Source organism: Silicimonas algicola (assembly GCF_003148765.1).
GTDB lineage: Bacteria > Pseudomonadota > Alphaproteobacteria > Rhodobacterales > Rhodobacteraceae > Silicimonas > Silicimonas algicola.
In genome coordinates, this window is the sequence record NZ_QGGV01000001.1 from 865,761 (window position 1) to 891,636 (window position 25,876).

The window sequence follows — 25,876 nt, forward strand, 5'->3', positions numbered from 1 at the left end:
CGAACTTCTGGCGGGATACCACTGTCATCAGGTCGGAATTGTTCGGCCCGGAACGGTTGGAACATCACGCTCTGTCGCTTGCGTCGGCGGAGGACGTCGCAGAGAAGTCCGATTCCCGAGTCCGCCCGCTGACTGTCCGCGTCAAGAGCAACGCTCGGTTTCTGCTTGTCGCCTACAATTCCTGCACCCAGGCGTTGCGGGAGGGACGGCAGATCGCGCCCGCGGCGGAGTGGCTGCTGGACAACTTCCACCTCGTCGAACAGCAACTGCGCCAGATCGAGGATGATCTGCCCGCCGGTTACTACCGGCAGCTTCCGAAACTAGCCGGGGGGCCATTCGCCGGATACCCGCGTGTCTTCGGGCTGACCTGGGCCTATGTGGCCCACACCGACAGCCTGCTGTCAGGTCCGATCCTCGCGCGCTTCGTCAAGGCCTTCCAGCAGGTCAGCCCCCTCACCATCGGCGAGCTTTGGGCCATCGCGATCACGCTCCGGATCGTTCTGGTCGAGAACATGCGCCGCCTGGCGGAACAGATCACCATAAACGACCGCCGACGTCTTATTGCCGATGGCATCGTCGATGAGGTGCTGGCGGCCCGGGCGACGTCGGGGCTGTCCCCGCAGGACGCGCTGAGGGCGGCGACGGCCCGGATCGCTCCCGGCCCGCTGGACGAGATCGTGGCGGCCCAGATCGCCAAACGTCTGCGAGGGTTCGATCCGGCCGAGACGCCGCTTCACGCCTGGCTTGAAGATCGTCTGGCCCATCATGGGACCTCCATCGAGACGGTGGTGCAGAACGCCCAACTGCGGCAGGGCGCGTCCAACGTCACCATGCGGAACATCGTCACAAGCATGCGGCTGGCGTCGGAACTGGACTGGGCCGACTTCGTCGAGGATGTCAGCCTCGTGGATGATCGCCTGCGCGCCCGGTCGGACTTTGCAGCGATGGATTTTGCCACGCGCAACAGGTATCGGACCGAAATCGAGGTGTTGGCGCGTGGCTCGGGGCATAGCGAGATCGCCATTGCCGACGCCGCGCTGGATCTTGCCGCCACCATGCCGGAGCCGGACGCCGATCCCGGATCATCTCTGATCGGGCCGGCCAGGGCGGGGCTTGAGCGCGACGTCGGCTTCAGTCCGACCGTCCGGATGCAGTTCGAGCGCGGACTGGGCCGATTGGGTCTGGCGGGCTTTCTCGGCTTGATCGCGCTCATGTCAGCCTTGGTGCTGGCGCTCGCCCTCTGGACCACGGGAGCGGGCGGGCTGGCGCTGATCGTTTTGGCGGTCACCGGACTTGCGACCGCCTCCGAAGCAGGCGTCGCACTCGTCAACCTTGTCGTCACCCGGACCGTCAGGCCAGAGCTCTTGCCCGGGCTCGACCTGTCGACCGGCATTCCGGCGACCCTGCGGACGCTGGTCGCGGTGCCTGTGCTGCTCCGCGACGCCGATGACCTTCAGGCGCAGATCGATCAGCTCGAGGTCCATCACCTCTCCAGCGCCGGCGGTGCGTTGCACTATGCGCTTCTGTCCGACGGGCCGGACGAGACGACTGAGACCACTCCTCAGGATGCCGCGCTCATATCGGCGGCGGAGACGGCGATTGAGCGCCTCAACGCGCGTTACCCGTCCGACCAGGGCAACCGCTTCCTGTTCCTGCAGCGCCGGCGGCACTGGAACGCCTCGGAAGGCGTCTGGATGGGATGGGAGCGCAAGCGCGGCAAGCTGCACGAGTTGAACCGCCTATTGCGGGGCGCCACCGACACGAGCTTCCTCTCCGACGCGGGCGTGCCCCAGGATGTGCGCTACGTCATCACGCTCGACGCCGACACTCGGCTCTTGCGCGATACCGTGGCGCGGCTGATCGGCAAGATGGCCCATCCGCTGAACCGCGCGGTCTTCGACCTGGCGACGCGTCGCGTCACCTCGGGCTACGGCATCATGCAGCCCAACGTGACACCCGCCCTTCCGATCGGCACCGAGGGCTCACTGTTCCAGCGTGTCTTTTCCGGCCTCGGCGGGATCGAGCCTTATGCGAGCGCGGAATCCAACGTCTATCAGGATCTGTTCGGCGAGGGCTCGTTCACCGGGAAGGGTATCTATGACGTGGACGCCTTCGACGCGAGCCTCGCGGGGCGCGTTCCCGAGAACAGCATGCTCAGCCACGATCTCTTCGAAGGCGATTTCTCCCGTGCCGCGCTGGTGTCGGACATCGACGTGGTCGAGACCTTCCCCGCACGCTACGACACATCCCGAGGGCGTCAGCATCGCTGGGTGCGGGGGGATTGGCAGCTTCTGCCCTGGGTGATCCGGCGGGACTCCGGAATTTCTCCCCTCGGAAGGTGGAAGATGGTCGACAACCTGCGTCGCTCGCTGGTGGCGCCGCTGACGCTGCTCACACTCTTTGCAGGCTGGCTGCTGCCTGTGCCCATGGCCGCCGCATGGACCGCCGCGGTGCTCCTGATGCTGGCGCTGCCGCAACTTGTCGGTCTTCCGTTTGCGATCCTTCCGGGCCGGGCCGGGATAACGTCTCGCAGCCATTTTGCGGCGCTTCTGGCGGACACGTGGCGCGCCCTCGCGCAGATCGCACTGGGCGTCGTATTTCTGGCCGATGCCTCGTGGCAGATGTCGGACGCCATCCTGCGCACGCTGATCCGGTTGGCGGTGACGCGACAGCATCTGCTTCAATGGGTGACGTCTGCGGCGACAGGGGCCGGCGAGCAGCCCGGCCCGTCCGCGCTCTACCGGCAGATGGCGCACGGGGTGGCACTTGGACTTGCCGCCTGCGGCGTCGCGGTCGCGCTCAACCCTTCGGTCTGGCCGGTGGCTGCGCCCTTCGCGCTGTTGTGGCTGGCCGCACCCGCGCTCGCCTACCGCGTCAGCCGACCGCAGGCGGAGGCTGTCCCGACGCCTCTGACGGACGACGACGCCCGCGCCCTGCGACTGATCGGCCGGCGCACCTGGCGCTACTTCGAGACCTTCGTGACCGAGGCGGACAACTACCTGCCTCCCGACAACTTCCAGGAAACGCCAACCCCCACGACCTTCCACCGCACGTCACCTACCAATATCGGCCTCTATCTTCTGTCCACCACCGTCGCCCGCGACATGGGGTGGATCGGTCAATCCGCCGCCGTCACCCGGCTGGAACAGACGTTGCTGACCCTGACACAGATGCCCAGGTTCCGCGGCCATCCCTACAACTGGCACGACACACGCGACCTGCAGGTCCTGGATCCGCCTTATGTGTCGTCGGTGGACAGCGGCAATCTCGCGGGACATCTCATCGCGGTGGCCCAGGCCTGCAGGGAATGGCAGGACGGTCCAGTAGCGACGTCCGAGCAGCGCGCGGGGCTTCATGATGCCTTGGCACTCGCACAGAAGGCTTTGATCCCCGACGCAGCCGCAGTGTCGCGCTTGCTCGACCGACTGTTGGAAGCGAACGCGCGTCAGGATGCCTTCGCGATCTTGGCCCCGATGGCGACCGAGGCGGTGGCGCTGGCCGACGCTCTGGGAGAGAGCGCAGCCGATCTGGCGTTCTGGTGCGCGGCCGCTCGCGAGTGCATCGCCGGGCACCTCGCGGATGCCGACGGCGCGGCAGGATCGCGGCTTGCGGAGGTCGAGGACGTCGCCCGCACCCTGGCCATGGATATGGACTTCGCCTTCATGCTCGATCCGGACAAGCAGCTCTTGTCCATCGGTTTTTCGGTCTCGAGCAATACCCGCGATCCGAACTGCTACGACCTGCTGGCGTCCGAGGCACGGCTCGCAAGCCTCTTCGCCATCGCAAAAGACGACGCACCCACCCGCCACTGGTTCAGGTTGGGCCGGGCGGCAACGCCCGTCGGATCGGGATCGGCCCTGATCTCGTGGTCGGGCAGCATGTTCGAATATCTCATGCCGTCGCTGGTGATGCGGGCGCCGGTGGGATCGCTGCTGGAGCAGACCAACCGTCTGATCGTCGAACGCCAAAAGGCCTATGGCGCCGCACATGGGATGCCCTGGGGGGTCTCGGAATCCGGCTACAATGCCCGCGATCTCGAGATGACCTACCAGTATTCCAACTTCGGCGTGCCGGGGCTGGGTCTGAAGCGAGGTCTGAACGAGAACCGCGTGATTGCGCCTTATGCCACCGGGCTTGCCACCATGGTCGATCCGGCAGCGGCCCTGCGGAATTACGAACGCCTCGCCGCTCTCGGGGCCGAAGGCCGCTTCGGTTTCTACGAAGCGCTGGATTTCACCGCGCAGCGCCTGCCCGCAAAAGCCGACCATGCGGTGATCCGAAGCTTCATGGCGCACCATCAGGGCATGACCATCACCGCCATCGCCAACACGCTTCAGGACGGGCGTCTGAGGACTCGCTTCCACGCCGAGCCTATCGTCCGCGCGGTCGAGCTACTGCTGCAGGAGCGCGTGCCCCGCGACGCGACGGCCGCCTCGCCGCGCGCCCGGGATGTGCCCGTCACGACCGTCGATGGCGTGGATGCCCCTGTCGTCCGCCGCTTCGACGCGCCTGCCGAGGAAACCTCGACCGGGCATATGCTGTCGAACGGACATTACGGCGTGATGCTTACCCCCACGGGGGGCGGGTTCAGCCGCTGGCGCGATCTGGCCATCACCCGGTGGCGGCCCGATCCCTCGCAGGCGACACTTGGGTCGTTCATCTTTGCACGGGACGTGACGTCCGGCGCGCTCTGGTCCGCGGCTGTCCAGCCGACCGGCGCCGGCGAGCACCAGCATCAGGCGGTCTTCTCGGAACACCTTGCCTCGTTCACGCATCGAGAGAAGAAGCTGACGATGACCACCGAAGTCGTGGTGTCGGCAGAAGATGACGCCGAGGCCCGCCGCGTGACATTGACCAATGCCGGGGGCAGGGCGCGCGAGATCGACCTGACGTCCTATTCGGAACTCGTGCTGGCTCCGCAGTCCGCGGACTTGGCGCATCCGGCGTTCTCCAAGCTTTTCGTCGTCACCGACTACATGTCCGAGCTCGGTGCGATCATTGCCACCCGACGACGCCGCTCCGACAGCGACCCCGAGGTCTGGGCGGCGCATCTGGGCGTCGTCGAAGGGACCGAAAGCGCCCCGGTGCAGTACGAAACCGACCGCGCGCGGTTCATCGGTCGGGGAAAAGACATCCGTTCGGCGGCGATGGCGGAGGAACCTCTGTCCGGCACGACCGGAACTGTCCTTGATCCGGTCTTCGCGCTGCGGCGGCGCCTGATCGTTCCACCCGGCGGCGTCGCGCGCGTGACCTTCTGGACGGTCGTTGCCGACACGCCCGAGGCCCTGCTCGATCAGGTCGATCGCCACCGCGATCTCTCGGCCTTTGAACGCGCCGTGACCCTCTCGTGGACGCAAAGCCAGGTCCAGTTGCGCTACCTCGGGATCACGTCCGCCGCCGCCGCCGATTTCCAGAGACTGGGCGGAATGATGCTGCGCAACGATCCGCGATTGAGGGCCAGCCCGGCCCAGATCGACGCAGGATTGGGGCCGCAATCGACGCTTTGGGCCATGGGCATTTCGGGTGATCTGCCGATCATCCTGTTCCGGATCGCCGACACCGAAGATGCCGCCGCCCTGCACGAGGTTCTCGCCGCCCACGAGTATCTTCGAATGCGGCAACTGGATGTCGATCTGGTGATCCTGAACGATCGCGCCTCATCGTACGTGCAGGACATGCAGACCACCATCGAAGTCGCCGTTCGATCGGCGCAGACGCGTCCGCGCAGCGAGGCGAACAAGGGCGGAAAGCAGGGCGCGATCCATACCCTTCGCTCCGATCTTGTCACGGCGGATCAGAGGGCGATGCTGGTCGCCACAGCGCGTGTGACCCTGGTGGCGAGCCGCGGCAGCATCGGCGACCAGCTCGATGCCATTCTGCCTGCTCCCCCTGTGCCCTCTTCGCCGCCTATCAAGACGCCGCCACCTCAGCCTGCCCCTGCAGTCGCGCCGCCCGAGCTGGAATTCTTCAATGGAACCGGCGGCTTTGGGGAAGACGGACGCGAGTATGTCACCGTCCTCAAGGACGGCCAGACCACACACGCGCCTTGGATCAACATAATCGCCAACCCGGTCTTCGGCTTTGCAGTTTCTGCCGAAGGCAGCGGCCATGTCTGGGCAGAGAACAGCCGCGAGAACCAGTTGACGCCCTGGTCGAACGATCCTGTGTCCGACCCGGCCGGCGAGGCGCTCTACCTGCGCGATCTCGACAGCGGAGCGCTCTGGACGCCGACGGCGCTGCCGATCCGGGGGAAAGGCACCTACGTCGCGCGTCATGGCTTCGGCTACAGCCGCTTCAGCCATGACGGACACGGCATCGCGGCAGAGACGGTTCAATTCGTTCCCCTGGAAGATCCGGTCAAGATCACTCACCTGACGCTTCGCAATAATGGCGACACGATACGGCGACTATCCATCACGGCCTACGCCGAGTGGGTGCTGGGCACCTCCCGCAGCGCGACCGCCGCTCACATCACCACCACGACCGACGAGCAGACCGGGGCCATTCTCGCGCGAAATCCGTTTGCCATCGCCTTCCCGGGACGCGTTGCCTTTGCGGACCTGGGCGCGGGCGTCGACAGCGTGACGGCAGACCGGACGGAGGTCCTGGGGCGCGGCGGCAGCATGGTTGCACCGGCAGGCATCGGCTCGGACCCCCTTTCGGGCCGGACCGGCGCCGCGCTCGATCCCTGTGCCGCGCTGCAACGCCACCTGACATTGGAACCTGGCGAAAGCGCGACGGTGGTCTTCCTCCTCGGGCAAGCCGCATCCGCCGAGGCCGCCCGCGAGCTGATCCTGCGCCATCGGGCGGTCGAGACGGACACAACGCTCGATGCCGTCCGCGCCCACTGGACCGATCTCCTGACCGCGGTGCAGGTGCAGACGCCCGACCGGGCCATGGATATACTGCTGAACGGCTGGCTGCTCTATCAGACGCTCGCTTGCCGGATCTGGGCTCGCACCGGCTTCTATCAGGCCAGCGGCGCCTTCGGCTTCCGCGACCAGTTGCAGGACGGCATGGCGCTCACCGCACTGCGCCCCGAGCTGACGCGCGCGCATCTGCTGCGCGCTGCTGGACGGCAGTTTCCCCAAGGCGACGTCCAGCACTGGTGGTTGCCGCATTCGGGGCAGGGCGTCCGCACGCGGATCTCCGACGATCGCGTCTGGCTTGGCTACGGCGTCGCGCAGTATATCGCGGTCTCGGGCGATGCGACGATCCTCGACGAAGAGGTTCCCTTCCTCGAAGGCCCCGCACTTCCGCCCGGCGCGCATGACGACTTCTTCGAGCCCACGGTCTCGGATAGTCGAGCCGACCTCTTCGAGCACTGCGCTCGCGGGCTTGATCTGGCGATCGACCTGACGGGTGCGAACGGAATGCCGCTGATCGGTACGGGTGACTGGAACGACGGCATGAACCGCGTCGGCGAAGGCGGGGAAGGAACGTCGGTCTGGCTGGGATGGCTGTTGGTCGCCACCCTCGATGCGATGGCGCCCTTTGCCGAGAGCCGCGATCCAACTCGCGCCCGGCGCTGGCGCGCGCACCGTGAGGAGCTCGTACAGGCGATCGAACGGGATGGATGGGACGGCGACTGGTACAGGCGCGGCACCTACGACGACGGAACCCCCTTGGGGTCCTCGACTTCGGATGAATGCCGGATCGACAGCATCGCTCAATCCTGGGCCGTCCTGTCAGGCGCGGCGGACCCTGTCCGCGCTACCAGGGCGATGGAGAGCATGACCGAGCATCTGATCCGTTCCGATCCCGGCCTGGCGCTCCTGTTCACGCCGCCCTTCGACGCCACGCCGCACGATCCGGGCTATATCAAAGGATACCCTCCCGGGCTGCGCGAGAACGGCGGGCAATACAGCCATGCCGCGATGTGGGCCATCCTGGCTCTGTGCCGGATGGGAGACGGCGATGCGGCGGCGCGGCTATTCGCGCTGGTCAACCCGATCAACCACAGCCTCACCCCGGACGAGGCTGCACGCTACAAGGTGGAACCCTATGTCGTGGCGGCTGACGTCTATTCCACGCCTCCGCACGAAGGCCGGGGCGGCTGGACCTGGTACACCGGTTCGGCGGGCTGGATGTATCGCGCCGGGATCGAGGGGATCCTGGGTCTCACGCGAGCAGGGGAAAACCTCTTACTGAACCCCTGCTTTCCCGGGGATTGGCCTCGGATCAGCGCGACTGTCCGGCTGGGCGAGGCGCGGCTTTCGGTCACCGTTGAAAATCCTGGAGGGACGGGTCGGGGCGTGAAGTCCGCCGTCTTGAACGGAGCACCTCACCCTGTCGAAGGGGGGCTGCTGAGGGTGCGTCTGACGGGCGGGGCGCAGGACCTTTTGGTGACACTGACCTGACCGCCGCAAGAATGAGGCTGGCCCTCGGTTGACGACGCTCTTGTGGAGCCGCGGATGCCGAAGTCCTTGGAATCCAAAAGTTCAGGGAAACGGCTGCAACACTCGGGAAGACACCTACCTGTGTTCATTCGCCAGCCGACCGAGCCGCCTCGGTCTCGCCGTCATCGGCGACCAGAACTTCCCCCCGGTCGCAATCAGCTTGTCCCGCAAGTCATCGGCGCACATCGGCTTTCCGAAGTAAAATCCTTGCAGGTAGTCGCACCCAATCTTCTTGACGCGCCGCGCATGTTCCTCGGTCTCCACACCTTCGGCGACTATTTTCATACCGAGGCTCTTTCCAATGCCTACGATCGATGACACCAGCGCTCTGGAGTTGTTGTCCTTTACAATGGGCTGGATGAACTGACGGTCGATCTTGAGTATGGCGGGTCTTATCTTCAAAAGACCCTGAACCGAAGCATGTCCGGTCCCGAAGTCGTCGATGGCGACAGTCACTCCGAGATCATCGAGTTCATCAAGCGCCCAGCGCACGACGTCGCCCATTCTTTCCAGGTATACAGACTCAAGGATCTCGACGATCAGTCTTTCTGGATTGATATGAGAGCTCTTGATGTCATGGATGAAAGAAGGATCGGCCAGCCGGCCCGCAGATATATTTACCGCAACGCGGGGAAGGTCGACGCCCGTTGCGTCGAAGTATGCCAAAGCTTCATGAAGATAGCCGAAAACGATCTCGTCGATCTTCTTCAGGATCCCGATATTCGTTGCCGTATCCAGAAACGCATCGGGTGGAAGGATGCCTCTGGTTGCATGAGCCCACCTTACAAGCACCTCGGCACATGATATGCTGCCGGTAACGGCATCGATCACGGGCTGAAAGAACGGGATGAATTGCCGCTTTTCGCAGGCAACAAGCAGGTCCGAAGAAAGCTGCTTGATTGCCACGGATTCATTGTGCATTTCTTCCGTGAAGAATGACCACCGTCCCTTGCCTTGCGATTTTGCGTGGTACAGCGCGGCATCTGCGTCGGCCACCACCTGCTCGGGATATTCCATGCCCGCATTTGCGATAGCCACTCCCACGCTCGCGCTGCACCAGGTCAGCTTGCCCTCGAAGGTGAATGGCTCTTTCATTTCCTGCACGATTTCGTCAGCGATGCTGCTGATCTTCAAAGCGCTGTTCCCGAGCAGCTTCAGCACGACAAATTCGTCTCCGCCAAGACGGGCCACCAAGTCTGACGGTTCAGTCAGCCTGCGCAGCATGTTTGCGACACAGACGAGCACCTTGTCGCCGGCATCATGTCCAAGCGTGTCGTTCACTGACTTGAAGCGGTCCAGATCGATATAGAATACCGAGAAGGCGGCGCCCTTCTTGTTCAGGTTAGCGATCCACGTTGTCAATTCGACCTCGAAGTGGCGTCGATTTGACAGGCCGGTGAGAGGATCTTCAACCGACTTCTGTGCCACGGATTTTGCGAGCGCGTGCAGTCGCTGGTTTTCCTTTTCAAGCCGACGAATTGTCTCCCGCAGCTTCTTGGAAACGGCCTGATCGGAGGAAGTCACTTCCGGAATATGGCTCTGGACCAGCTCGGCGGGGGAGCTCTCTAGCCTGGCGATCGAGCAGAGCCACCACCTATTTCCATTTGACGCGTCGGACAATGGAGCCCAGCTCATCCGCTGCCAATACTGCTCGCCATTCTTCCGATTGTTGAGAACCTTGATCGAGAAGCGCTCCCAGTTCATCAGATTCTCTATGATGCGCAGGTGCTTCCCTTGCTCGACATTAGGCCCGATCAGAATCGTTCCACGTTTGCCGACGACTTCGGAGGGCTCGTATCCGGTAATCTGGGTAAAGGCTTTGTTGCACCACTGAAGTTCCATGACAGCGCCGTCGGCATCACTGGCCAATGCAAGAGCCAGACCCTCAACACACTTTTCGGGGATCTGGTCGAGTATCTGCGCTGGTACCATACGGTCGGCTCCCGGAATCGCTCCTTCAATGACACCCAATCGCGTAGCCTTCGTTAATCGCCGAGCTTGGGCCTTGCTGATGAGAGGGTGTGGTTCCGATGCGCGAGGTGGTCGGATGCTGTCAGCGGCATGCGGATTACTGTCATCTAAGATTTACGTGCAGTTGAATTTTTGGGTTTGTTTCGGGAAATCTCCTGCCGCCGTCTCCGCAGTCGGTTCTGTCAAGGCAGTTCCTGGCGTGCAAATCCGTAGCTTGCGATGGTGGAAACCACGATCTGGCGGGCGGGTGCAACCTTGAAACGCGGCACGCCCGCGGCATGGTCTGGGGGAGGCGTCCACGGGACGGCACTTCTCGTGAATCGCTATGGCGTCTCGGGCTGCAGACGCCTGCAAGGTCTTGACCGAGGTGCGTGATCCTTACGTCTCTGACGCAACCCTCATGACGTCGTTGAGGACGGTGCGGGCCCAACGCCATCGGCCGCGCCCTTGGGAACATATCACTCCGGCGGCTGTCCTAATACGAGCGAGCAGCAGCACGTGAGAGCCCATGAACACCTTCAACATCGTTGTGACGTTGCTCGGGGGGGTGACCCTCTTGTTGGCGCTCGTCTCAGATTGGCTGTCACGAAGCCCGTTTCCCCCGACGCTGCTCGCCCTGCTGATCGGCGTTCTGCTCGGGCCCGAGGCGCTTGGTCTTATCGACCTCGAAACCATGGGAGACCGCGGTGCAATCATGGAGAAGGCCGCGCGCCTCACCTTGGGCATCGGTCTCGTTGGCGTGGCGCTCCGCATTCCCAGGAGCTTTCCGCGGAAGAACTGGCGTGACCTTTTTCTGCTGATTGTCCCGGGCATGATCTTGATGTGGGCCATCAGCACGGCTCTGGTCTACCTGATCCTGGGGCTGCCGTTCTGGATGGCGGCCTTGATCGGCGCCATCATCACGCCTACCGATCCGGTGGCTGCGAGCCCTATCGTGACAGGAAAGCTCGCCGAGAAAAACATCCCCGAATCCCTTCGTCACAGCATGTCTTTTGAGTCCGGTGCCAATGATGGACTTGGTTACCTGTTCGTGTTCCTGCCATTTCTCCTTCTGTCACGTTCCCCCGGCGAGGCGCTGTCGCACTGGCTGACGAAGTCGTTGCTGTGGGATGTCGGAGTCGCAACGCTCCTCGGACTGGTCCTGGGCTACGTGGCGGCTCGACTCCTGCAGATCTCCGAACGACGGGGGGCCATCAAGAGCGAATGGCGCCTTGTCTACACCGTCGCCCTTGCCCTCTTCGCCGTGGGAATAGGGCGCCTGATCCGGAGCGACGAGGTCCTGCTCGTCTTCGCAGCCGGCGCGATGTTCACGCAGGTCATCAGTCGCGAAGACAGGCAGAACGAGGAGCACGGTCAGGAGGCGGTCAACCGCTTCTTTGCCATCCCCATCTTCATCTTGCTGGGCACGGCGCTTCCCTGGCAGGGGTGGCAAGAGATGGGGTGGCAGGGACCGATCCTGGTCGCCACCGTACTGCTGCTTCGCCGCCCGCCGGTGTTGCTCGTTCTCCGGCCTTTCCTGCGGAACTTGCGCACCCCTTCAGAGGCTCTTTTCATGGGCTGGTTCGGTCCTATTGCCGTAGCGGCGATCTATTATTCATCGCTGATGGAGCATCGGGCGGGGGAGCCCATCATCTGGCATGCGACAAGTCTGGTCGTCTGCGGCTCGGTCATCGCCCATGGGCTCACGGGAGCACCGCTGACCAAAGCATTGGGGCACTGGCTAAGGGAGCGCCGCAGTCAGTCTGCCGACAGGTCGGAATCAAAAGGCGCCGCGGCCCCGATCCTTGAAAACATGCGATCCTAGGGCCGGTTCTTTAGCAATGACTTGTGGGGACCATGACGATCAGCGACGAAGGAGCAGAACTTGAGTTTTGAACACCAGGAAGAGACCGCAGCGAGTACGGCGACCTTGCGGTCCGAGGTTGTCGTCATTGGCGCCGGCTTCGCCGGCCTGGAGGTGGCCCGGGAACTCGGCAAGGCCGGCATCGAGACGACGGTGGTCGACCGCCACAATCACCACCTGTTCCAGCCGCTGCTCTACCAGGTTGCCACGGCAGCGCTCTCTGCGACGGACGTGGCCGAGCCGATCCGCAAGATCTTGCGCCGATACAAGCCGGTCAAGGTGCTCTTCGGCGAGGTTTCCGAGATCGACACCGACGCGCGCGTCGTGCGCATGACCTGCGGACTGGTCGTTCGCTTCAGATTTCTCGTCCTGGCGAGCGGCGCCGGGCATGGATACTTCGGTCACGACGAGTGGGCGCAATGGGCGCCCGGACTGAAGACGATCGAGGACGCGCGCCACATCAGGTCGCAGCTGCTGCTGACGTTCGAGAGGGCCGAGCGGACGTCCGATGACGCGGAGCGCCAGAGGCTGTTGAGCATCGCGATCATCGGCGGCGGGCCGACGGGTGTCGAGCTCGCTGGCGCCATCGCGGAACTCAGTCGCTACACGCTCGCCCGGGATTTCCGCAGCATCAGCCCAGAATCCACTCGCATTTCGCTTCTCGAAGCCGGGCCGAGGCTACTGTCCGGCTTCTCAGAGGATATGTCAGCCTATGCAAAAGCGCGGCTGGAACGGCTGGGCGTCCATGTCCGCACCGGTGAAGCGGTGCAGGACGTCGGCCCCGTTTCCTTCCGTATCGCGGGACAGGCGGAACCGGTCGGGCTGGTCATCTGGGCCGCCGGAGTCGCCGCCTCGCCGCTTGCCCGGCAGCTGGGCGACACCGACCGTTCCGGCCGTATCCCTGTCGATGGGACCCTGGCGGTCCCGGGTCGGCAAGATGCGTTCGCTCTGGGTGATGTGGCGGTCTTCACAGGTGAAGATGGAAAAGTTCTTCCGGGACTGGCGCAAGTGGCCAAGCAACAGGGCATTCACCTCGGACGAGCGTTGTCTGACCATATCAAAACGGGCGCTCCGCTAGCACCTTTCCGTTACCGGAGCCGTGGAAACACGGCAATCGTCGGCAGGCACGCGGCGGTATTCGAGCGGGGTCGCTTCAAGATCAAAGGATGGTTCGCCTGGCTCGCCTGGGCCGTGATCCACGTGTACCTGCTGGTCGGCTTCCAACACCGCTTTCTGGTCTCGATGCAATGGCTCTGGCGCTATCTGACCTACGACAGGGGCGCTCGCCTGATCGCCGGGGATTATGCAGAGGTCGACAATCCAGCCGCCGCGCCCACGCCGAAGCAGAGACAGCGCAAGGCCTGAAGACAAAGCCTGAGAACCACGCTCGGATCCTGCGGCACCGAATGGAACACCAAGCCTCCTTTGCTGGTCTGGCTGCCATCGGGATCACTCGCCACTCACTGACTCTTGTCAATCGCAGCCATGACAACCGCCGTGGCAGTCTGGTGCGCCATATGGCCGGAACCAACCGGAGGTCGACACCTCCGATTGCTTTGGCTCTCCGGCGAGTGATAGCTTGTTGTCAACATCCGAAGATCATCGCGAGACCGCGGCACATGTCAAAAGCAGCCAGAACGCTCTTAGGAATGCTGGTTTTCGGCGTTCTCGGAACCGTAGTTGCCGCCGAAGGTGACCCCACGCGCCGCGCCGACCGTTTGGAACCGCTGTTTCTGAACGCTGCAACAGGTTTTTCGGTCAGCCATTACGAGCTCAGGACCGGAGTCTACTATCGCTGGAGAATTGAGAGCGATGGCCTTGAGGAGTACCGATTACTGGCGCCTGCACTGTTCCGCGAAAGCTGGATTGATCAGGTCGTTATAGAAGACAAGGAGGTCAAGCCATTCGGTCTTTACGCGGTCGAATTCGACGATGAGGGCGTGATCGATGTCTGGTTCATTCCACAACGCCCCGGTGAATACACGTTTTACGTCGAAGGGTTGGAAAACCAGGGTTTCAGTGGAGTGTTCGTCGTAAAATGAAGGGATTAAACACACTCACTGGGTTGTTCGCGGTCATCGCTTCAGGTGCTTCAAATGCCCAGCCGGTCACACGCGTGTGCGACGCGCTCGAGGTTCGCATCGCCCAGTCGCCAGCGAACCTTGAGGGCAGGATTTTGAACGAGGCCCTTTTTGAAGCGGCGGCACTGGATTGCCCGCAAACCGCGCGTGGGCTTCTCGAGAAAGGTGCGTCAGTGGATGCGCGGAACCGGTTTGGGGGCACACCTCTGAACGTGGCCGCTGCACGCGGTTCGCGGGAAATCGTCGCGAGGCTGCTTGCGCGCGGAGCCGTCCTTGACCACCCCGACCTTGGCGGCACGACACCTTTACTGGCCGCTGTCCAGGAAGGGCGACCACGGATGCTGTTCGACTTGATTGCCGCGGGCGCGGACGTGAATCCATCCAACCGCGAGGGTGTTACCCCAATCATGGCGGCCGCTTTCGAGGGCGACCGGCGAATGGTGCTCGCGCTCTTGGACGCAGGCGCGAATCCGAATGAACAGGATCGCCACGGAAAAGGGGCCTTGGTCTACGCCGCCGGACGCGCGTTTCCTGAAGTTGTCGATGTCTTGCTTGACGGCGGAGCCGACCCGGATCGCGTCTGGGGTCATGACCTGACCGCACTGATGTGGGCGGCCGGGCATGCGAACGACGCTCCCGCCGGTGATGGTGTCGAAGTCGCACGGCTCCTGCTTGACGCTGGAGCCGGGATTGACCGCAAGGATGATCGGGGGCGCACGGCATTGATGATCGCTGTCGAGCGGGGCCATGCTCAAATGGTGCAATTCCTGCTGGATTCCGGTGCCGATACGGATATTCGCGACAAGAAGGGCCTGACTGCGCCTGAGCTGGCCGTTAGCGACGAGATCCGAGCGATGTTCCGCCCCTGATCTTACTGGATGTCGATGGTGGCAAGATAGCGCGACAGCGCGTCAATCGTCTCTTCATCCAGCTGTTTCATCGTGCTGATCTTGTCAGGCGCGTTCATCCGGACCTCGTTCTTGAAATCCAGCATCGTCTTGCGAAGGTAGCCGACCTGCTGCCCTGCAAGCCTGGGGATCCGGCTGTCGCCTTGCCACTTCCCGTGGCAGGCGCTGCACTGCCCGCCAGTAATGCCCCTCTCCGCCAGCTGCTCATCACCGTCCTGAATCTCTGCGGGGATGTCCGGCCAGGCGAGGGCGGCGAAATGTTCGGCCAGCAGCTTTGCCTGATCCCTGTCATACTCGGCAGCGACAGGCGTCATGATATCGTTTTGCCGGCGCCCGGCGCCGTAGTCGCGAAGTTGAGTATAGATGTAAAAATACTGTTGCCCCCAGATGACCGGGTAGTCGGGTTCGATCGGCACACCAGCATCTCCGTGACAGCTCATGCAGAGCGCAACTTCATCTTCGAGAACGAAATCCTCCATTGCCAAGACAGGCGATGCGGCAAGCGACAGCGTGAGCGCGACAAAGGGCAGTCTCATCAGTCGGTCTCCAAGAGGGTGAAGGGCGGGCTGGTAAGCCCGCCCTTGCAACAGCGACTATTCGTGCTCAATCCGCAAGCGTGAACGCAATGATGTTGTTACCACGCTTGAAGTTCAGCTGCGCATTGCCGCCTGCGGCAACAACGATGTACTGCTGGCCTTCGACTGTGTAGCTCGAAGGTGGTGCATTGACGCCAGCGCCGGCCTGGAAACGCCAAAGCTCTCCGCCGTTGGAGCTGTCATAGGCTTTGAAAAGCCCATTGCCTTCGCCGGTGAACACCAGCCCCCCAGCCGTCGCAAGGATGCCGCCGATCATCGGTTGCTCGGTGCGGACCTGCCAGGCGATGTCGCCGGTGTCATAATCGACCGCGGTCACATTGCCCCACTGTTCTTCGTCCGGGATCACGTCGAACGAGCCGCCAAGCCAGAGCTTGCCTTCCGGATAGGGAGTCGAACGGACCGTGTAGGTCATCGGCTGATGCAGGTTGATCGCGTAGCTGAGTCGGTGGTTCGGGTCGATGGCCATCGGAGACCACTCGACACCGCCATTCGCGCCCGGAAGCATCCGCGCGCCTTCGGCCGTGGGCAGCGTCCACATATCTTCCTGCGGGACCATTGCTTCCGAGAAGCGGATCAGCGAGCAATCGTCGGCATTGTGGACGTAGACGTGACCGGTCTTTCCGCCGTGCAGAACGCCTTTCACGTCGTTGCCTGACGCATCCTTGACCGTCGTGATGATCGGCGGAGAGACTGCGTCGAGATCCCAGACGTCATGGGCGATGTATTGCAGGTGGCAAACGTATTCACCTGTATCGAGGTCAACCGAGACGAGGCTGTCGGTGTAAAGGTTGTCCCCCGGCCGCAGCGACCCATCGAGGTCCGGTGACGGGTTGCCGACGACAAAGTAAAGGCGCCGCGTTTCCAGATCGACCGCCGGGTTCTGCCAGACACCGCCACCGAGCGTTTCATAGGGATCGCCCTGCTCCGCCAGCGCGGCCTTCTCGGCTTCGATGTCGCGATGCATGTTGCGGCCCGTCGCGTCTTCTGTTGTCCAGACCCCGACCGAGTCTTCTGGAACCGTATGGAAGGTCCATTTTTCTTCACCCGTTTCGGTGTCGAAAGCCTTCACGAAGCCGCGAATGCCGTACTCGCCGCCGTTAGTGCCGATCAGCACCATGTCTTCGACGACGCTTGGCGCCATGGTTTCTGAATAGCCCAGTTCCGGCTCCGCGATCTGAGTCTCCCATAGCTGCTTGCCGGTCTTTGCGTCCAGCGCAACAAGTTTGGCGTCGAGCGTCCCAAAGAACACCTTGTCGCCCGCGACGGCCACTCCACGGTTATTCGGGCCGCAGCAGTAGGTCGTAACGGGGCCCATGGAGTGTTTGTGGTGCCAGATCTGTTTGCCCGTCCGCGCGTCAAGCGCGTAGACGTGGTTGAACGCCGTCGTGACATACATGATGCCGTTTACCACGATCGGCGATGTTTCCATGGTATCAACCACTTCGGTCTGGAAAACCCATGCCGGACGAAGGTTCTTGACGTTGCTCGTGTTGATCTGGCTCGCCGGGTAATACCGGGTCTGCGCGTAGTTGCCGTTGGTGTGCAGGAAGTTGTTCCCGTCACCTGCTGCCCTGGTGAGCATCGACTGTGTGACGGACTGAAGATCCCCATAAAGGGTCGTGCCGCCCGCAACCTCTTCCTGAGCGCTCGCCCCGTACGCACCGATACATAAGGTCACCGTAGCAGCGATGGATGATATCCCACTTTTCACGTTCACTCCCTCCCTTGGCTGACATTGTAGTCTCTCTCCTCCATCATAGTAGACGATTACTAATTTTGCGCATAGGGTGTTGTTTGAGCAATATTATTACCCACCCACACGAGCGAGAGATCAACATGCGGCGGTGGTCTGTCCCATCTCAGCTGGCCCTGCTGTGTTTGTTGACTGTCACCGCGACCGCAGAGGCCGGGTCCGGGGTGGCAATCGTCACGAACGAGCGGTCGGATACGCTCAGCATCCTCTCGTCTGACTTTGAGGTCATTCGCACGATCGAAACCTGCGCGCGGCCGCGCGGCATTCACTTCAGCGCAGATCGATCGCAGTTCTTCGTCGGATGTGCCGATGATGACATGATCGCGACCTACGACACCGAAACTTTCGAACTCTTGGGACGGATCACCGGAGTTCCCGCGCCCGAAACGTTCGATCTTCACCCGGACGGCAAGAGACTGATCGTCTCGAACGAAGAAGACGCAGCTGCATCGGTCTATGATGTCACAACCGGCGAACTCCTGGCCGAGTTCCTGACTGGTGAAGAACCCGAAGGTGTGCAGGTCACGGCGGATGGTCGACTGGTTTTCGTCGCGTCCGAAGCCGCCAACCTCGTCCATGTCATCGATTTGGAAAAGGGCGATGTTATTCGCGATATCCTAGTGGACACCCGACCGAGACGCTTTGCGCTGACACCGAACCAGCAAGAACTTTGGGTATCTGCCGAACTTGCCGGGATGGTAAACATCATCGACGTCAAGACACTGGCTCTGGTGGACGACATCCAGTTTCTTCCGACAGGCCTCCGGCCAGAGCAGGTCACCCCGGTCGACCTGGTCATCAGCGCGGACGGTCAGCGGGCCTACGTCGCCCTTGGCCGAGCAAATCACGTTGCGGTGGTCGATGTCCCGAAACGGGAGGTAGTAGATTACATACTCGTCGGCAAGCGCGCTTGGGGCCTGGCACTGAGTGCCGACGAAAAGCGGCTCTACGTGGCGAATGGACTGTCGGACGACGTCACGATTATCGATACCGAGACGCTCAGGCCGATTACATCCGTCGCGGTCGGCCGCGTGCCCTATGATATACTGATCGATGATCGCTAGGCTGATCGGCATCCTCGCGCTCATGGCTCTGCCGGTCTGGGCGGACGATAAAGCGCGTATCGCGTATCTGGGAATCGAGGGCGACCCGTTCTACGAGCCGCAACCATTCTACACCGGCCTCTCACTCAAGGACATTCACCGCCCGATCGAGGGCGCTCGCCTGGCTTTCCGCGATGCGCGGGTGCTGGGACGGGCGTTGGGAGTGGAGTTCAATCTGGAGGAGGTTCTGGCGCCCCCCGGTGACGCAGCCGCCGCGCTGGAGACACTGCGATCCCAGCATCCTCTTGCCATTCTTCTCGACCTTCCGTCGGATCAGATGCAGGCCGTGCTGGAGGCGAGCGCCGAGACCGATCTGTTCATAAACATCCGTGACCCTGCCAACTATTGGCGCGAGGCCGGATGTGCGCCGGGTCTTCTTCACACGGTTCCGTCCCACGCAATGCTGTCGGATGCACTGGCGCAGCATCTCCGCGCGCAAGGCTGGGACGAGGTGCTGCTGCTCCACGGGCCGACGCAAGGCGACACCGAGCGCGCTGATGCAGTCCGGAAGTCTGCGGCAAAATTCGGACTTGAGATCGTGGACGATCGGGCTTTCGAACTCACAAACGATCCGCGTCGACGTGATCGCAGCAACATGTTGCTGTTGACAGGCGGAGTGCGGCACGACGTGATCTGGTTGATCGATGAGCAAGGCGATTTTGGCCGCTACCTGCCGTTTGCAACACACGATGCGCGTCCCGTTGTCGGATCCGAAGGGCTGACGCCGATGGCGTGGCACTGGACCTTCGAACGCTACGGAGCTCCGCAGTTGAACCAGAGATTCCGCAGAATCACCGATCGCGACATGAGTTCCGAGGATTGGGCCGGCTGGGCGGCGGTACGTGCGATCATGGATGCAGCAAGCGCGGTCCGGGGCACAGATCCGGTCGCGGTCAAAGCGGCGCTTCGGTCCGACAAGCTTGCAATCGATCTATACAAGGGCGTGCGCGGAAACTTCAGGGACTGGGACGGGCAATTGCGACAGCCGATCCTTCTGGCCACCCACAACGCCGTCATCGCCGTTGCGCCCGTCGAAGGCTTCGAGCACCAGTTCGATACGCTGGACACCTTGGGTCCCGACAGATCCGAGTCGAAGTGCAGTCGCTGAAATGACTCGTTGCCGCACTCGAGGCGATAGACCTGGGACAAGCATCGCACTCCACGTATCAGTAATTCGCCCTGATGATCTATCTCCTTAGCGGAGCCTTGAGCATCAATATTCCCATGGAGCGTTCGTTCTGAACAAGTTGGGACTGCGTCGACATTCCCACGGCATCACTGTGACTACGGTCGTCGTGAAGCCTCGCTCGCGCGGCTGAGGTCCGCCGACCCCGCTGACAAGCCGCTCGTGAGCCCGAACCTCCTCAAGGATCCCGCCGACATGGCGACGATGGTCGCGGGGCAGCGCTTTTTCCTGCGCGCGTTCCAGACGGAACCTCTGGCGGGTCGGATCAAGCGGCTTGCCATCCCCAACCCTGAGCGCCTCGACGACGCGGCGCTCGAAGACCACTGCCGGCGCTTCGTAAAAGCAAACTACCACCCTGCCTCGACAGCCCGGATGGGCGCGGACGGCGATCCGATGGCGGTGCTCGACGCCCAGATGCGCGTGCGCGGAATAGAAAACCTGCGCGTGGCCGACATGTCGGCGGTGCCCGACATCAACGCGGGCAATACCAACGCTCCTGCAATGATGTTGGGAGACCGCTGCGCAGAGTTTATCAAGAGCAAAGGGTGACGTGCCCTGCTGCCGGTGTCGTCGAAAGTAGTTTAAGCGGGGCCGCAAGGGAGGCTGGCGGATGCTGTCTGCGCCACTCTCCCCGCCTTGGGGAATCCTGAGCTCTCTAAGCGGACAACTATCCCAGGCCCGCCATCAGCGGCCTCGATGAACTCGACGCCACAACCCTCAAGTGTTTCGCGCAGCCTGACTCCTGATCCAAGGGCGACCGAGGCCGCGCCCGTCTACGATCCTCCCGCGACCGTCAGGCCGAGCATCCGCCATCCCTGCATCCCCCAGCGGTAATAGCTTATCTTTTCGGCTGGATAGCCCGCCGCAATGATGCGTCGGATCGCTTCAGGAGACTGCCCGCACCAGGGGCCGTTGCAGAACATCACAAGAGCCGGAATCGTGTCCGCGTCACATATGAAGCCCTCGAAATCCACTTCGCAGCCCAGTTCATGCAGGCGGTCTGCCATCTCGGTGTAGGGCATGTTGATGGACCCAGGGATCGTGCCGGTTTCCCAATCGGGACGAACACGACCATCGACCACAACCACATTCGGATCCTGCAGCGCCTGCAGCACTTCAAGTTCACCCACGGTCGTCACACCTTCTGCCGGTGTCATCGGTTGGATGCAGAAGTCCGGACAGGGCCGCGCGATCCGTGCGAAGTCACCTTCGATCACTGCCGCTGTATCCTGGGTGCGGGCAATCTCCACCGGTCCGGAAGGGGTCTGGATCGTCACCGATGGGATGGCCCGCGTGATATTGACCTGTTGCGCGGCGGCGGGTGCCGCGATGACCAGGATGATGGCAGCGCCTGCAAGACGTTTCACGAAATGTCCTTTCGCCTGAGGGCTTCTTGATCGTACCGCATTCTCCCGCGAATGACACCGATCTCCTGGTCGCCGGTCGCGGGCGCGCAGGCCAGGGTTGCACCTCTGGGCGGCCGTGCTGGTCAAGACGGCGCTGCTCCATCAGGTTCGTGCGCTCACTCTGCAGGCGGATCTAGTGGCCGCCCCGGGTGAATGATGCCCACACGCCCACCTTTCTGGGGGTCGCTGCCGCCGTCCCGCTGGAGACCGCAGACGAGAGGCAGACTGGTCGTCTGAAAGGCGAACTGGTCGCCGTACTAGGACCGCAATCACTGCGACCGTCGAGGCAAAGAAGCCCCGCACGACTTGCGCTGGCGCGGGGCTTCAAGTGTCGGATGTCATGTGGAACACCCGAGGGGTGTATCGATGATATTCAGGTGAGCGTGGAAGGACCAGAAGATACAAAGGGTTGCTGGGTCTGGCGAACGCAGATCCTCGGGGCAACGCAGAGGCCTTAGCGCTTCAGCTCGGTGCGGAGGCCGGTTCGTCCGGGCTGCTGTTCGATCGCAAGTCCGCCGCTTGACGCAATGGGCTCCGACCTCAGATCTTCGTCGGCTGCCCACAACGCTCGCTCAAAGGTGGGGTAAGTTCATTGGCGAGCAACGATCTAGCCGAATCGGCGCCGACCACAATGACGTGTGTGGCGGTCCTCGTAGTGAAGGGTTGCGTTAGCCCTCGTTGCCATCGCTCTGCGTTTGTCGCGAGCTCATCCGGAGTTTCATCCGTAGACCATCGTCGGCAGCCAGGTCACAAGCGCGGGCAAGAAGACGATCGAAAGCACGACTGCGAGTTGGATGATGACGAAGGGAACGATGCCTCGATAAACGTCGCCTGTCGTAATTTCGGGCGGGGCCGCGCCCTTGAGGTAGAATAGCGAGAAGCCAACGGGCGGCGTTATGAAGGACGTCTGGAGCGCCACGGCGAAGACGATCACGAACCAGATCGGATCGAAACCGAGCGCGACGATCACCGGACCGACCAGGGGCAGAAAGATCAACGTGATCTCGAGCCAATCGAGGAAAAAGCCCGCGAGGAAGGCGAAGAACAGCACCGTCAGCACGACTCCGGTCGCGCCGAAGGGAATTGCTTCCAGCGCGCGCTCTATCAACTGGTCCCCGCCGAGGCCGCGCATCACCAAGGCAAAGGCGGTCGCCCCGATGAAGATACCGAAGATGAAGGCAGTCGTAAGCGTGGTCCGGACGGCGACGGTCCACAGGACTTCCAGGCTCAGGCGGCGGTTCAGGAACGCCAGAAGCGTCGCGCCGAAGGCGCCGATCCCGGACGCCTCCGTAGGCGTCGCGATGCCGAAGAAGATGGACCCGAGTACGGCAAGGATGAGCGCGAGTGGCGGAAGTACGGCGAGGAACGTGTCGAGGATCAGCCGCCAAGAAAACGGAAGGACGTTTTTGGGCTTCGGGGCGAGGCTCGGGCGGAGTGCCACCGCGATGACGACGTAGATCAGGTAGGCCAACCCGAGGAGGAGACCCGGGACAACGGCTCCCATGAAGAGCTCGCCCACGGAGAGGGAAAGCTGATCCGCCATGATGATGAGCATGATGGAGGGTGGGATGAGAATGCCGAGCGTCCCGGAGGCGGCCACCACGCCGGCAGCAAGGCGTTTGTCGTAACCCGCCTCGAGCATGATCGGCAGTGAGATCGTGGCCAGCAGGACAACCGACGCGCCGACGATCCCGGTGGAGGCGGCGAGCAGAATCCCGATGAGGACAACCGCCATCGCGAGACCGCCGCCGACCCGGCCCAGAGTCTCGGAGAAGGAGCGCATGAGCTTCTCCGCCAGCCCCGACTGATCGAGCATGAGCCCCATGAAGACGAACATCGGCAGGGCGACCAGGACTGCGTTCTCCATCGTCGCGTAAATGCGCTGGACGATGATGCGGTAGTCGCGCCAGTCGTCGAAAAAAAGCGTTTCGACCTCGAAGCGCGAGTTGAGTTGCAGCGTGAGGATCGCCACGAGTAGCGAGGTTCCCGCCAGCGACCATGCCACCGGCACGCCGGTGAACAGGAAGCCGATGAACATCACAAGCATCAGCAGCACAAGAAGTTCGTTCGCGGCGAGGCCGAGCATCGTTACTGTCCCTTTTCCCTAGGTATCCAATTCACCGGCTGATGCGCAGAAGTGAGATCATCCGAGCCGTGCGAGCCAAAGCCGCGAGGATGAGGAGACCCATGGCGAGCGGTATCACGGACTTCAGGATCCAGCGGTAGGGTAGGCCGCCCGGCGAGCGTGAGCGTTCGTTAAGGCGAAGCGAAAACTCGATAAAGTCGAAAGAGTCGAAAAGGATCACGCCTGCGAAGGGGATGACGAGGACGAGCATCGCGAAGATCTCGATCTTGGCGCGCCGCCGTTTGTTCCAGTGCTCTGCCAAGACATCGACCCGCACATGCTGGTCATGGACGAGCGTGTAGGACAGCCCCACCATGAAACCAAAGGCATAAAGGTGCCACTGAAGCTCCTCGAGCGCCACGATGGAGCCGCCGAGAAAGTAGCGCATCACGACGTTGGTGAGAATGATCCCGATGAGGATGATCCAGGTCGCGTGCGCGAAGAGGCTGATGAAGCTTACGACGCCGTCGAGCGCACGCGAAATGAGCGGGTTGGGGGCAGCTTCGTCCACGATCGAGTCATGGTCATCTTCGATCAATCTGGACATCCGCCGCCCCCCTCCCGCTTCAGCCGTGATTTCGCTCGATCCTTACTGCGAGGATTCGTCGTCCCACGTCCAGTCGCGTGGCAAGTAGCCGAGTTCGTGCCACGGCTGCATGCTTGCCTGGAACTCCTTCATCGCGGTGTAGACCTTGGCGAACTGCGGGTCGGCTGCACTCTCGCGATCCATGACGACTTCGGTCGCGTCGCGGAACGCTTGAAGCACGCCCTCGGGAAGCTGCTGCGCCGTGACGCCCTTCTCTTCGAAGGACGACAGAACCGGACCCTGAAGCGCCTCTCCGCGAGCCATGGCATAGAGGGTCCCGGCCATACAGGTTGTCTCGATGACCGACTGCGTCTGAGGCGACAGGCCGCTCCACACATCGGCGTTCACATAGAGGAACTGCGACGTCGACGGCTGGTGCCAGCCCGGCATGTGGTAGAATTTGGCCACCTGGAAGAAGCCGAGCTGTTCGTCCACCGTCGGCAGAGAGAACTCTGTCGCATCCAGCACGCCAGTCTCGAGCGCCTGGTAGAGCTCTCCGCCCGGAAGGACGGTCACGGACATACCGAGTTCTTTCATGATCTCGCCACCGATGCCGGCGGCGCGGAACTTGAGGCCCGCAAGTTGGTCAACATTCTCGATCGGGAAGGTGAACCAGCCGGCAGCTTCCGGCGGGATCGTGCCGCAGAGGATGGGATAGACACCGAAGGGTTCGAAGGTTTCGCGCAGAAGCTCGTTACCACCGCCCTGGTACATCCAGGCGACATAGCCATGCGGTTCGAGGCCGAAGGGCGTCGCGCCGAAGAGCGCCGAGGCCGGAACCTGTCCGCGCTCGTAGCCCATCCAGCTGTAGCCGGCCTCAATTTGACCCGTCGCCGCGCTCTCGAATACGGCCAGCGCCGGGATCATGGCGCCGGGCTCGACGACCTCGAACTGAATCTTGCCGTCAGACACCTCCGCAAGGCGCTCGGCCACCCAGGGAAGAGTATCGCCGAGCGCAGTCAGCGTCGATGCGAAGCTGATTGGAACCGCCCAACGGACCTCGTCAATTTCGGCGACCGCGGGCACGGCCGTTGCCGCAAGAGCCGTAGCGACAATTGCGCCACCGGGTAACAGTTTCGATCTCATCATTGTTGTTCCTCCCTGATTTCTCATTCCGACACTATACGGGGGAGTGTCCAGAAGACCAGCAGGGGAAACAATCCTCCGTGTTCCGGAGTAGTCTTGGGGCTTATGACATGGTCCTTCCCACGACCTGTTCCACCGAAGCCGGGACCAGAGCGAGACGCCGACCGGCTGCCGCGCGAGCATTCGAAGCGCAGTCGCCCCGCGCGCTTCTCTGGGGGGCATCAAGACGGTATTCGCGACGCCCCCTGTCCGGCAAGCTCGTGTCTGTCTCTCGGAGGTCCCGGCACCGCGTCCTGAGCCTCTTCAGCGGGTCGTGTCCTTCTTTATCGGCGGGTCGGATCGGGGGTGGGGGAGGAAAGTCAAAATATGAAAAACAACTCCATGCACGGAAGCGGAGTGACCCCCGCCCGGGACCTCGACGAACTGTTGACGCGTCTCGGAGGCTCGTCGTCCAGCGTCCTTACGACGGCTCTGAGTTCATGAGCCGTCACGGACCCTCTGCGTCGAGACAGGAGCCGATTTTACGAGGGGTCTGACCGCCGTCGGCTTGGATGTGGACGAACACGTCCTGCGGGCTGGATGACGCGGCCGGGGCTCCAGGAAACGCTGCTGTGGCGGTCGTTCACCTTTGGCCCGTTCAGGCTTTGAAAGGCGACGTCTAAGAGATGCTGTCGCGTCTGGGTCCCCGGCTGATCGGCCGCAGGCTGCGCTCGCTCTCAGTGTCTCAAGGCAAGTTCTTCTGATGGTGTGGACGGCTCCACCCCGACGGCATCGCATTGTGCCATGTTGGTGCAGTGTGACAGCCAACAAAGGAAGGAGCCGACCACATGGAG

At 62.6% G+C, this 25,876-nt stretch carries 15 protein-coding genes; 8 read left to right on the top strand and 7 right to left on the bottom strand.

What is annotated here, in order from left to right; all coding sequences use genetic code 11:
* Nucleotides 1-56: 56 nt before the first annotated feature.
* Nucleotides 57-8,360 (top strand): glycoside hydrolase family 94 protein, encoded by an 8,304-nt coding sequence (locus tag C8D95_RS04390; protein WP_241239813.1) that lies wholly within the window; start codon nucleotides 57-59, stop codon nucleotides 8,358-8,360.
* A gap of 114 nt (nucleotides 8,361-8,474) precedes the next feature.
* Here the strand turns inward: C8D95_RS04390 and C8D95_RS04395 are convergent, their stop codons facing one another.
* Nucleotides 8,475-10,331 carry a putative bifunctional diguanylate cyclase/phosphodiesterase gene (locus C8D95_RS04395; protein ID WP_109757885.1) on the bottom strand — a complete coding sequence of 619 codons (1,857 nt, stop codon included), beginning with the start codon at nucleotides 10,329-10,331 and terminating at the stop codon, nucleotides 8,475-8,477.
* A gap of 547 nt (nucleotides 10,332-10,878) precedes the next feature.
* Here C8D95_RS04395 and C8D95_RS04400 point away from each other — a divergent pair.
* From C8D95_RS04400 to C8D95_RS04415, 4 genes are all read left to right on the top strand, one after another.
* Nucleotides 10,879-12,174, top strand: a complete 1,296-nt coding sequence (locus C8D95_RS04400; RefSeq protein ID WP_109757886.1) for a cation:proton antiporter — start codon at nucleotides 10,879-10,881, stop codon at nucleotides 12,172-12,174.
* Nucleotides 12,175-12,234: 60 nt separating this feature from the next.
* Nucleotides 12,235-13,578 carry an NAD(P)/FAD-dependent oxidoreductase gene (locus tag C8D95_RS04405; RefSeq protein WP_109757887.1) on the top strand — a complete coding sequence of 448 codons (1,344 nt, stop codon included), beginning with the start codon at nucleotides 12,235-12,237 and terminating at the stop codon, nucleotides 13,576-13,578.
* A 284-nt stretch (nucleotides 13,579-13,862) separates the two neighbouring features.
* Nucleotides 13,863-14,255, top strand: coding sequence for a hypothetical protein (locus C8D95_RS04410; protein ID WP_109757888.1), 393 nt, complete (start codon nucleotides 13,863-13,865; stop codon nucleotides 14,253-14,255).
* A gap of 23 nt (nucleotides 14,256-14,278) precedes the next feature.
* Entirely contained in the window at nucleotides 14,279-15,163 is an 885-nt protein-coding gene (locus C8D95_RS04415) for an ankyrin repeat domain-containing protein (protein ID WP_164721582.1), read from the top strand.
* 2 nt (nucleotides 15,164-15,165) lie between these two features.
* On the opposite strand, the gene C8D95_RS04420 is transcribed toward C8D95_RS04415, so the two are convergent.
* Entirely contained in the window at nucleotides 15,166-15,738 is a 573-nt protein-coding gene (locus C8D95_RS04420; RefSeq protein ID WP_109757890.1) for a c-type cytochrome, read from the bottom strand.
* Nucleotides 15,739-15,805: 67 nt separating this feature from the next.
* On the bottom strand, nucleotides 15,806-17,515 hold the full coding sequence (locus C8D95_RS04425; protein WP_206508439.1) for a pyrroloquinoline quinone-dependent dehydrogenase: 1,710 nt from the start codon (nucleotides 17,513-17,515) through the stop codon (nucleotides 15,806-15,808).
* A gap of 119 nt (nucleotides 17,516-17,634) precedes the next feature.
* On the opposite strand from C8D95_RS04425, the gene C8D95_RS04430 reads away from it, so the two are divergent.
* The 3 genes from C8D95_RS04430 to C8D95_RS04440 all read left to right on the top strand — a co-directional run bounded on the left by C8D95_RS04430 (nucleotide 17,635) and on the right by C8D95_RS04440 (nucleotide 20,389).
* A complete protein-coding gene (locus C8D95_RS04430) occupies nucleotides 17,635-18,615 on the top strand; it encodes a PQQ-dependent catabolism-associated beta-propeller protein (RefSeq protein ID WP_109757892.1) in 981 nt (326 codons plus the stop codon).
* A 22-nt stretch (nucleotides 18,616-18,637) separates the two neighbouring features.
* Entirely contained in the window at nucleotides 18,638-19,762 is a 1,125-nt protein-coding gene (locus C8D95_RS04435; RefSeq protein ID WP_126918503.1) for a type 1 periplasmic-binding domain-containing protein, read from the top strand.
* A 207-nt stretch (nucleotides 19,763-19,969) separates the two neighbouring features.
* Nucleotides 19,970-20,389 (top strand): GMC oxidoreductase, encoded by a 420-nt coding sequence (locus C8D95_RS04440; RefSeq protein ID WP_282957626.1) that lies wholly within the window; start codon nucleotides 19,970-19,972, stop codon nucleotides 20,387-20,389.
* A gap of 224 nt (nucleotides 20,390-20,613) precedes the next feature.
* Here the strand turns inward: C8D95_RS04440 and C8D95_RS04445 are convergent, their stop codons facing one another.
* The 4 genes from C8D95_RS04445 to C8D95_RS04460 all read right to left on the bottom strand — a co-directional run bounded on the left by C8D95_RS04445 (nucleotide 20,614) and on the right by C8D95_RS04460 (nucleotide 25,046).
* Nucleotides 20,614-21,207, bottom strand: a complete 594-nt coding sequence (locus C8D95_RS04445; protein WP_109757894.1) for a rhodanese-like domain-containing protein — start codon at nucleotides 21,205-21,207, stop codon at nucleotides 20,614-20,616.
* A 757-nt stretch (nucleotides 21,208-21,964) separates the two neighbouring features.
* Nucleotides 21,965-23,332, bottom strand: coding sequence for a TRAP transporter large permease (locus C8D95_RS04450; RefSeq protein WP_109757895.1), 1,368 nt, complete (start codon nucleotides 23,330-23,332; stop codon nucleotides 21,965-21,967).
* A gap of 31 nt (nucleotides 23,333-23,363) precedes the next feature.
* Nucleotides 23,364-23,918: a TRAP transporter small permease subunit gene (locus C8D95_RS04455; RefSeq protein ID WP_109757896.1), complete on the bottom strand. Its 555-nt coding sequence runs from the start codon at nucleotides 23,916-23,918 to the stop codon at nucleotides 23,364-23,366.
* Between the two features lie 42 nt (nucleotides 23,919-23,960).
* Nucleotides 23,961-25,046 carry a TRAP transporter substrate-binding protein gene (locus C8D95_RS04460; RefSeq protein WP_241239815.1) on the bottom strand — a complete coding sequence of 362 codons (1,086 nt, stop codon included), beginning with the start codon at nucleotides 25,044-25,046 and terminating at the stop codon, nucleotides 23,961-23,963.
* Nucleotides 25,047-25,876 lie beyond the last annotated feature (830 nt).

Excerpts from the sequence above, each read along its gene's own strand:
- C8D95_RS04395 (WP_109757885.1), bottom strand. The coding sequence starts at position 10,331 with ATGGTACCAGCGCAGATACTCGACCAGATCCCCGAAAAGTGTGTTGAG.
- C8D95_RS04400 (WP_109757886.1), top strand. The coding sequence starts at position 10,879 with ATGAACACCTTCAACATCGTTGTGACGTTGCTCGGGGGGGTGACCCTC.
- C8D95_RS04410 (WP_109757888.1), top strand. The coding sequence starts at position 13,863 with ATGCTGGTTTTCGGCGTTCTCGGAACCGTAGTTGCCGCCGAAGGTGAC.
- C8D95_RS04420 (WP_109757890.1), bottom strand. The coding sequence starts at position 15,738 with ATGAGACTGCCCTTTGTCGCGCTCACGCTGTCGCTTGCCGCATCGCCT.
- C8D95_RS04430 (WP_109757892.1), top strand. The coding sequence starts at position 17,635 with ATGCGGCGGTGGTCTGTCCCATCTCAGCTGGCCCTGCTGTGTTTGTTG.
- C8D95_RS04435 (WP_126918503.1), top strand. The coding sequence starts at position 18,638 with ATGGCTCTGCCGGTCTGGGCGGACGATAAAGCGCGTATCGCGTATCTG.
- C8D95_RS04450 (WP_109757895.1), bottom strand. The coding sequence starts at position 23,332 with ATGCTCGGCCTCGCCGCGAACGAACTTCTTGTGCTGCTGATGCTTGTG.
- C8D95_RS04455 (WP_109757896.1), bottom strand. The coding sequence starts at position 23,918 with ATGTCCAGATTGATCGAAGATGACCATGACTCGATCGTGGACGAAGCT.
- C8D95_RS04460 (WP_241239815.1), bottom strand. The coding sequence starts at position 25,046 with ATGATGAGATCGAAACTGTTACCCGGTGGCGCAATTGTCGCTACGGCT.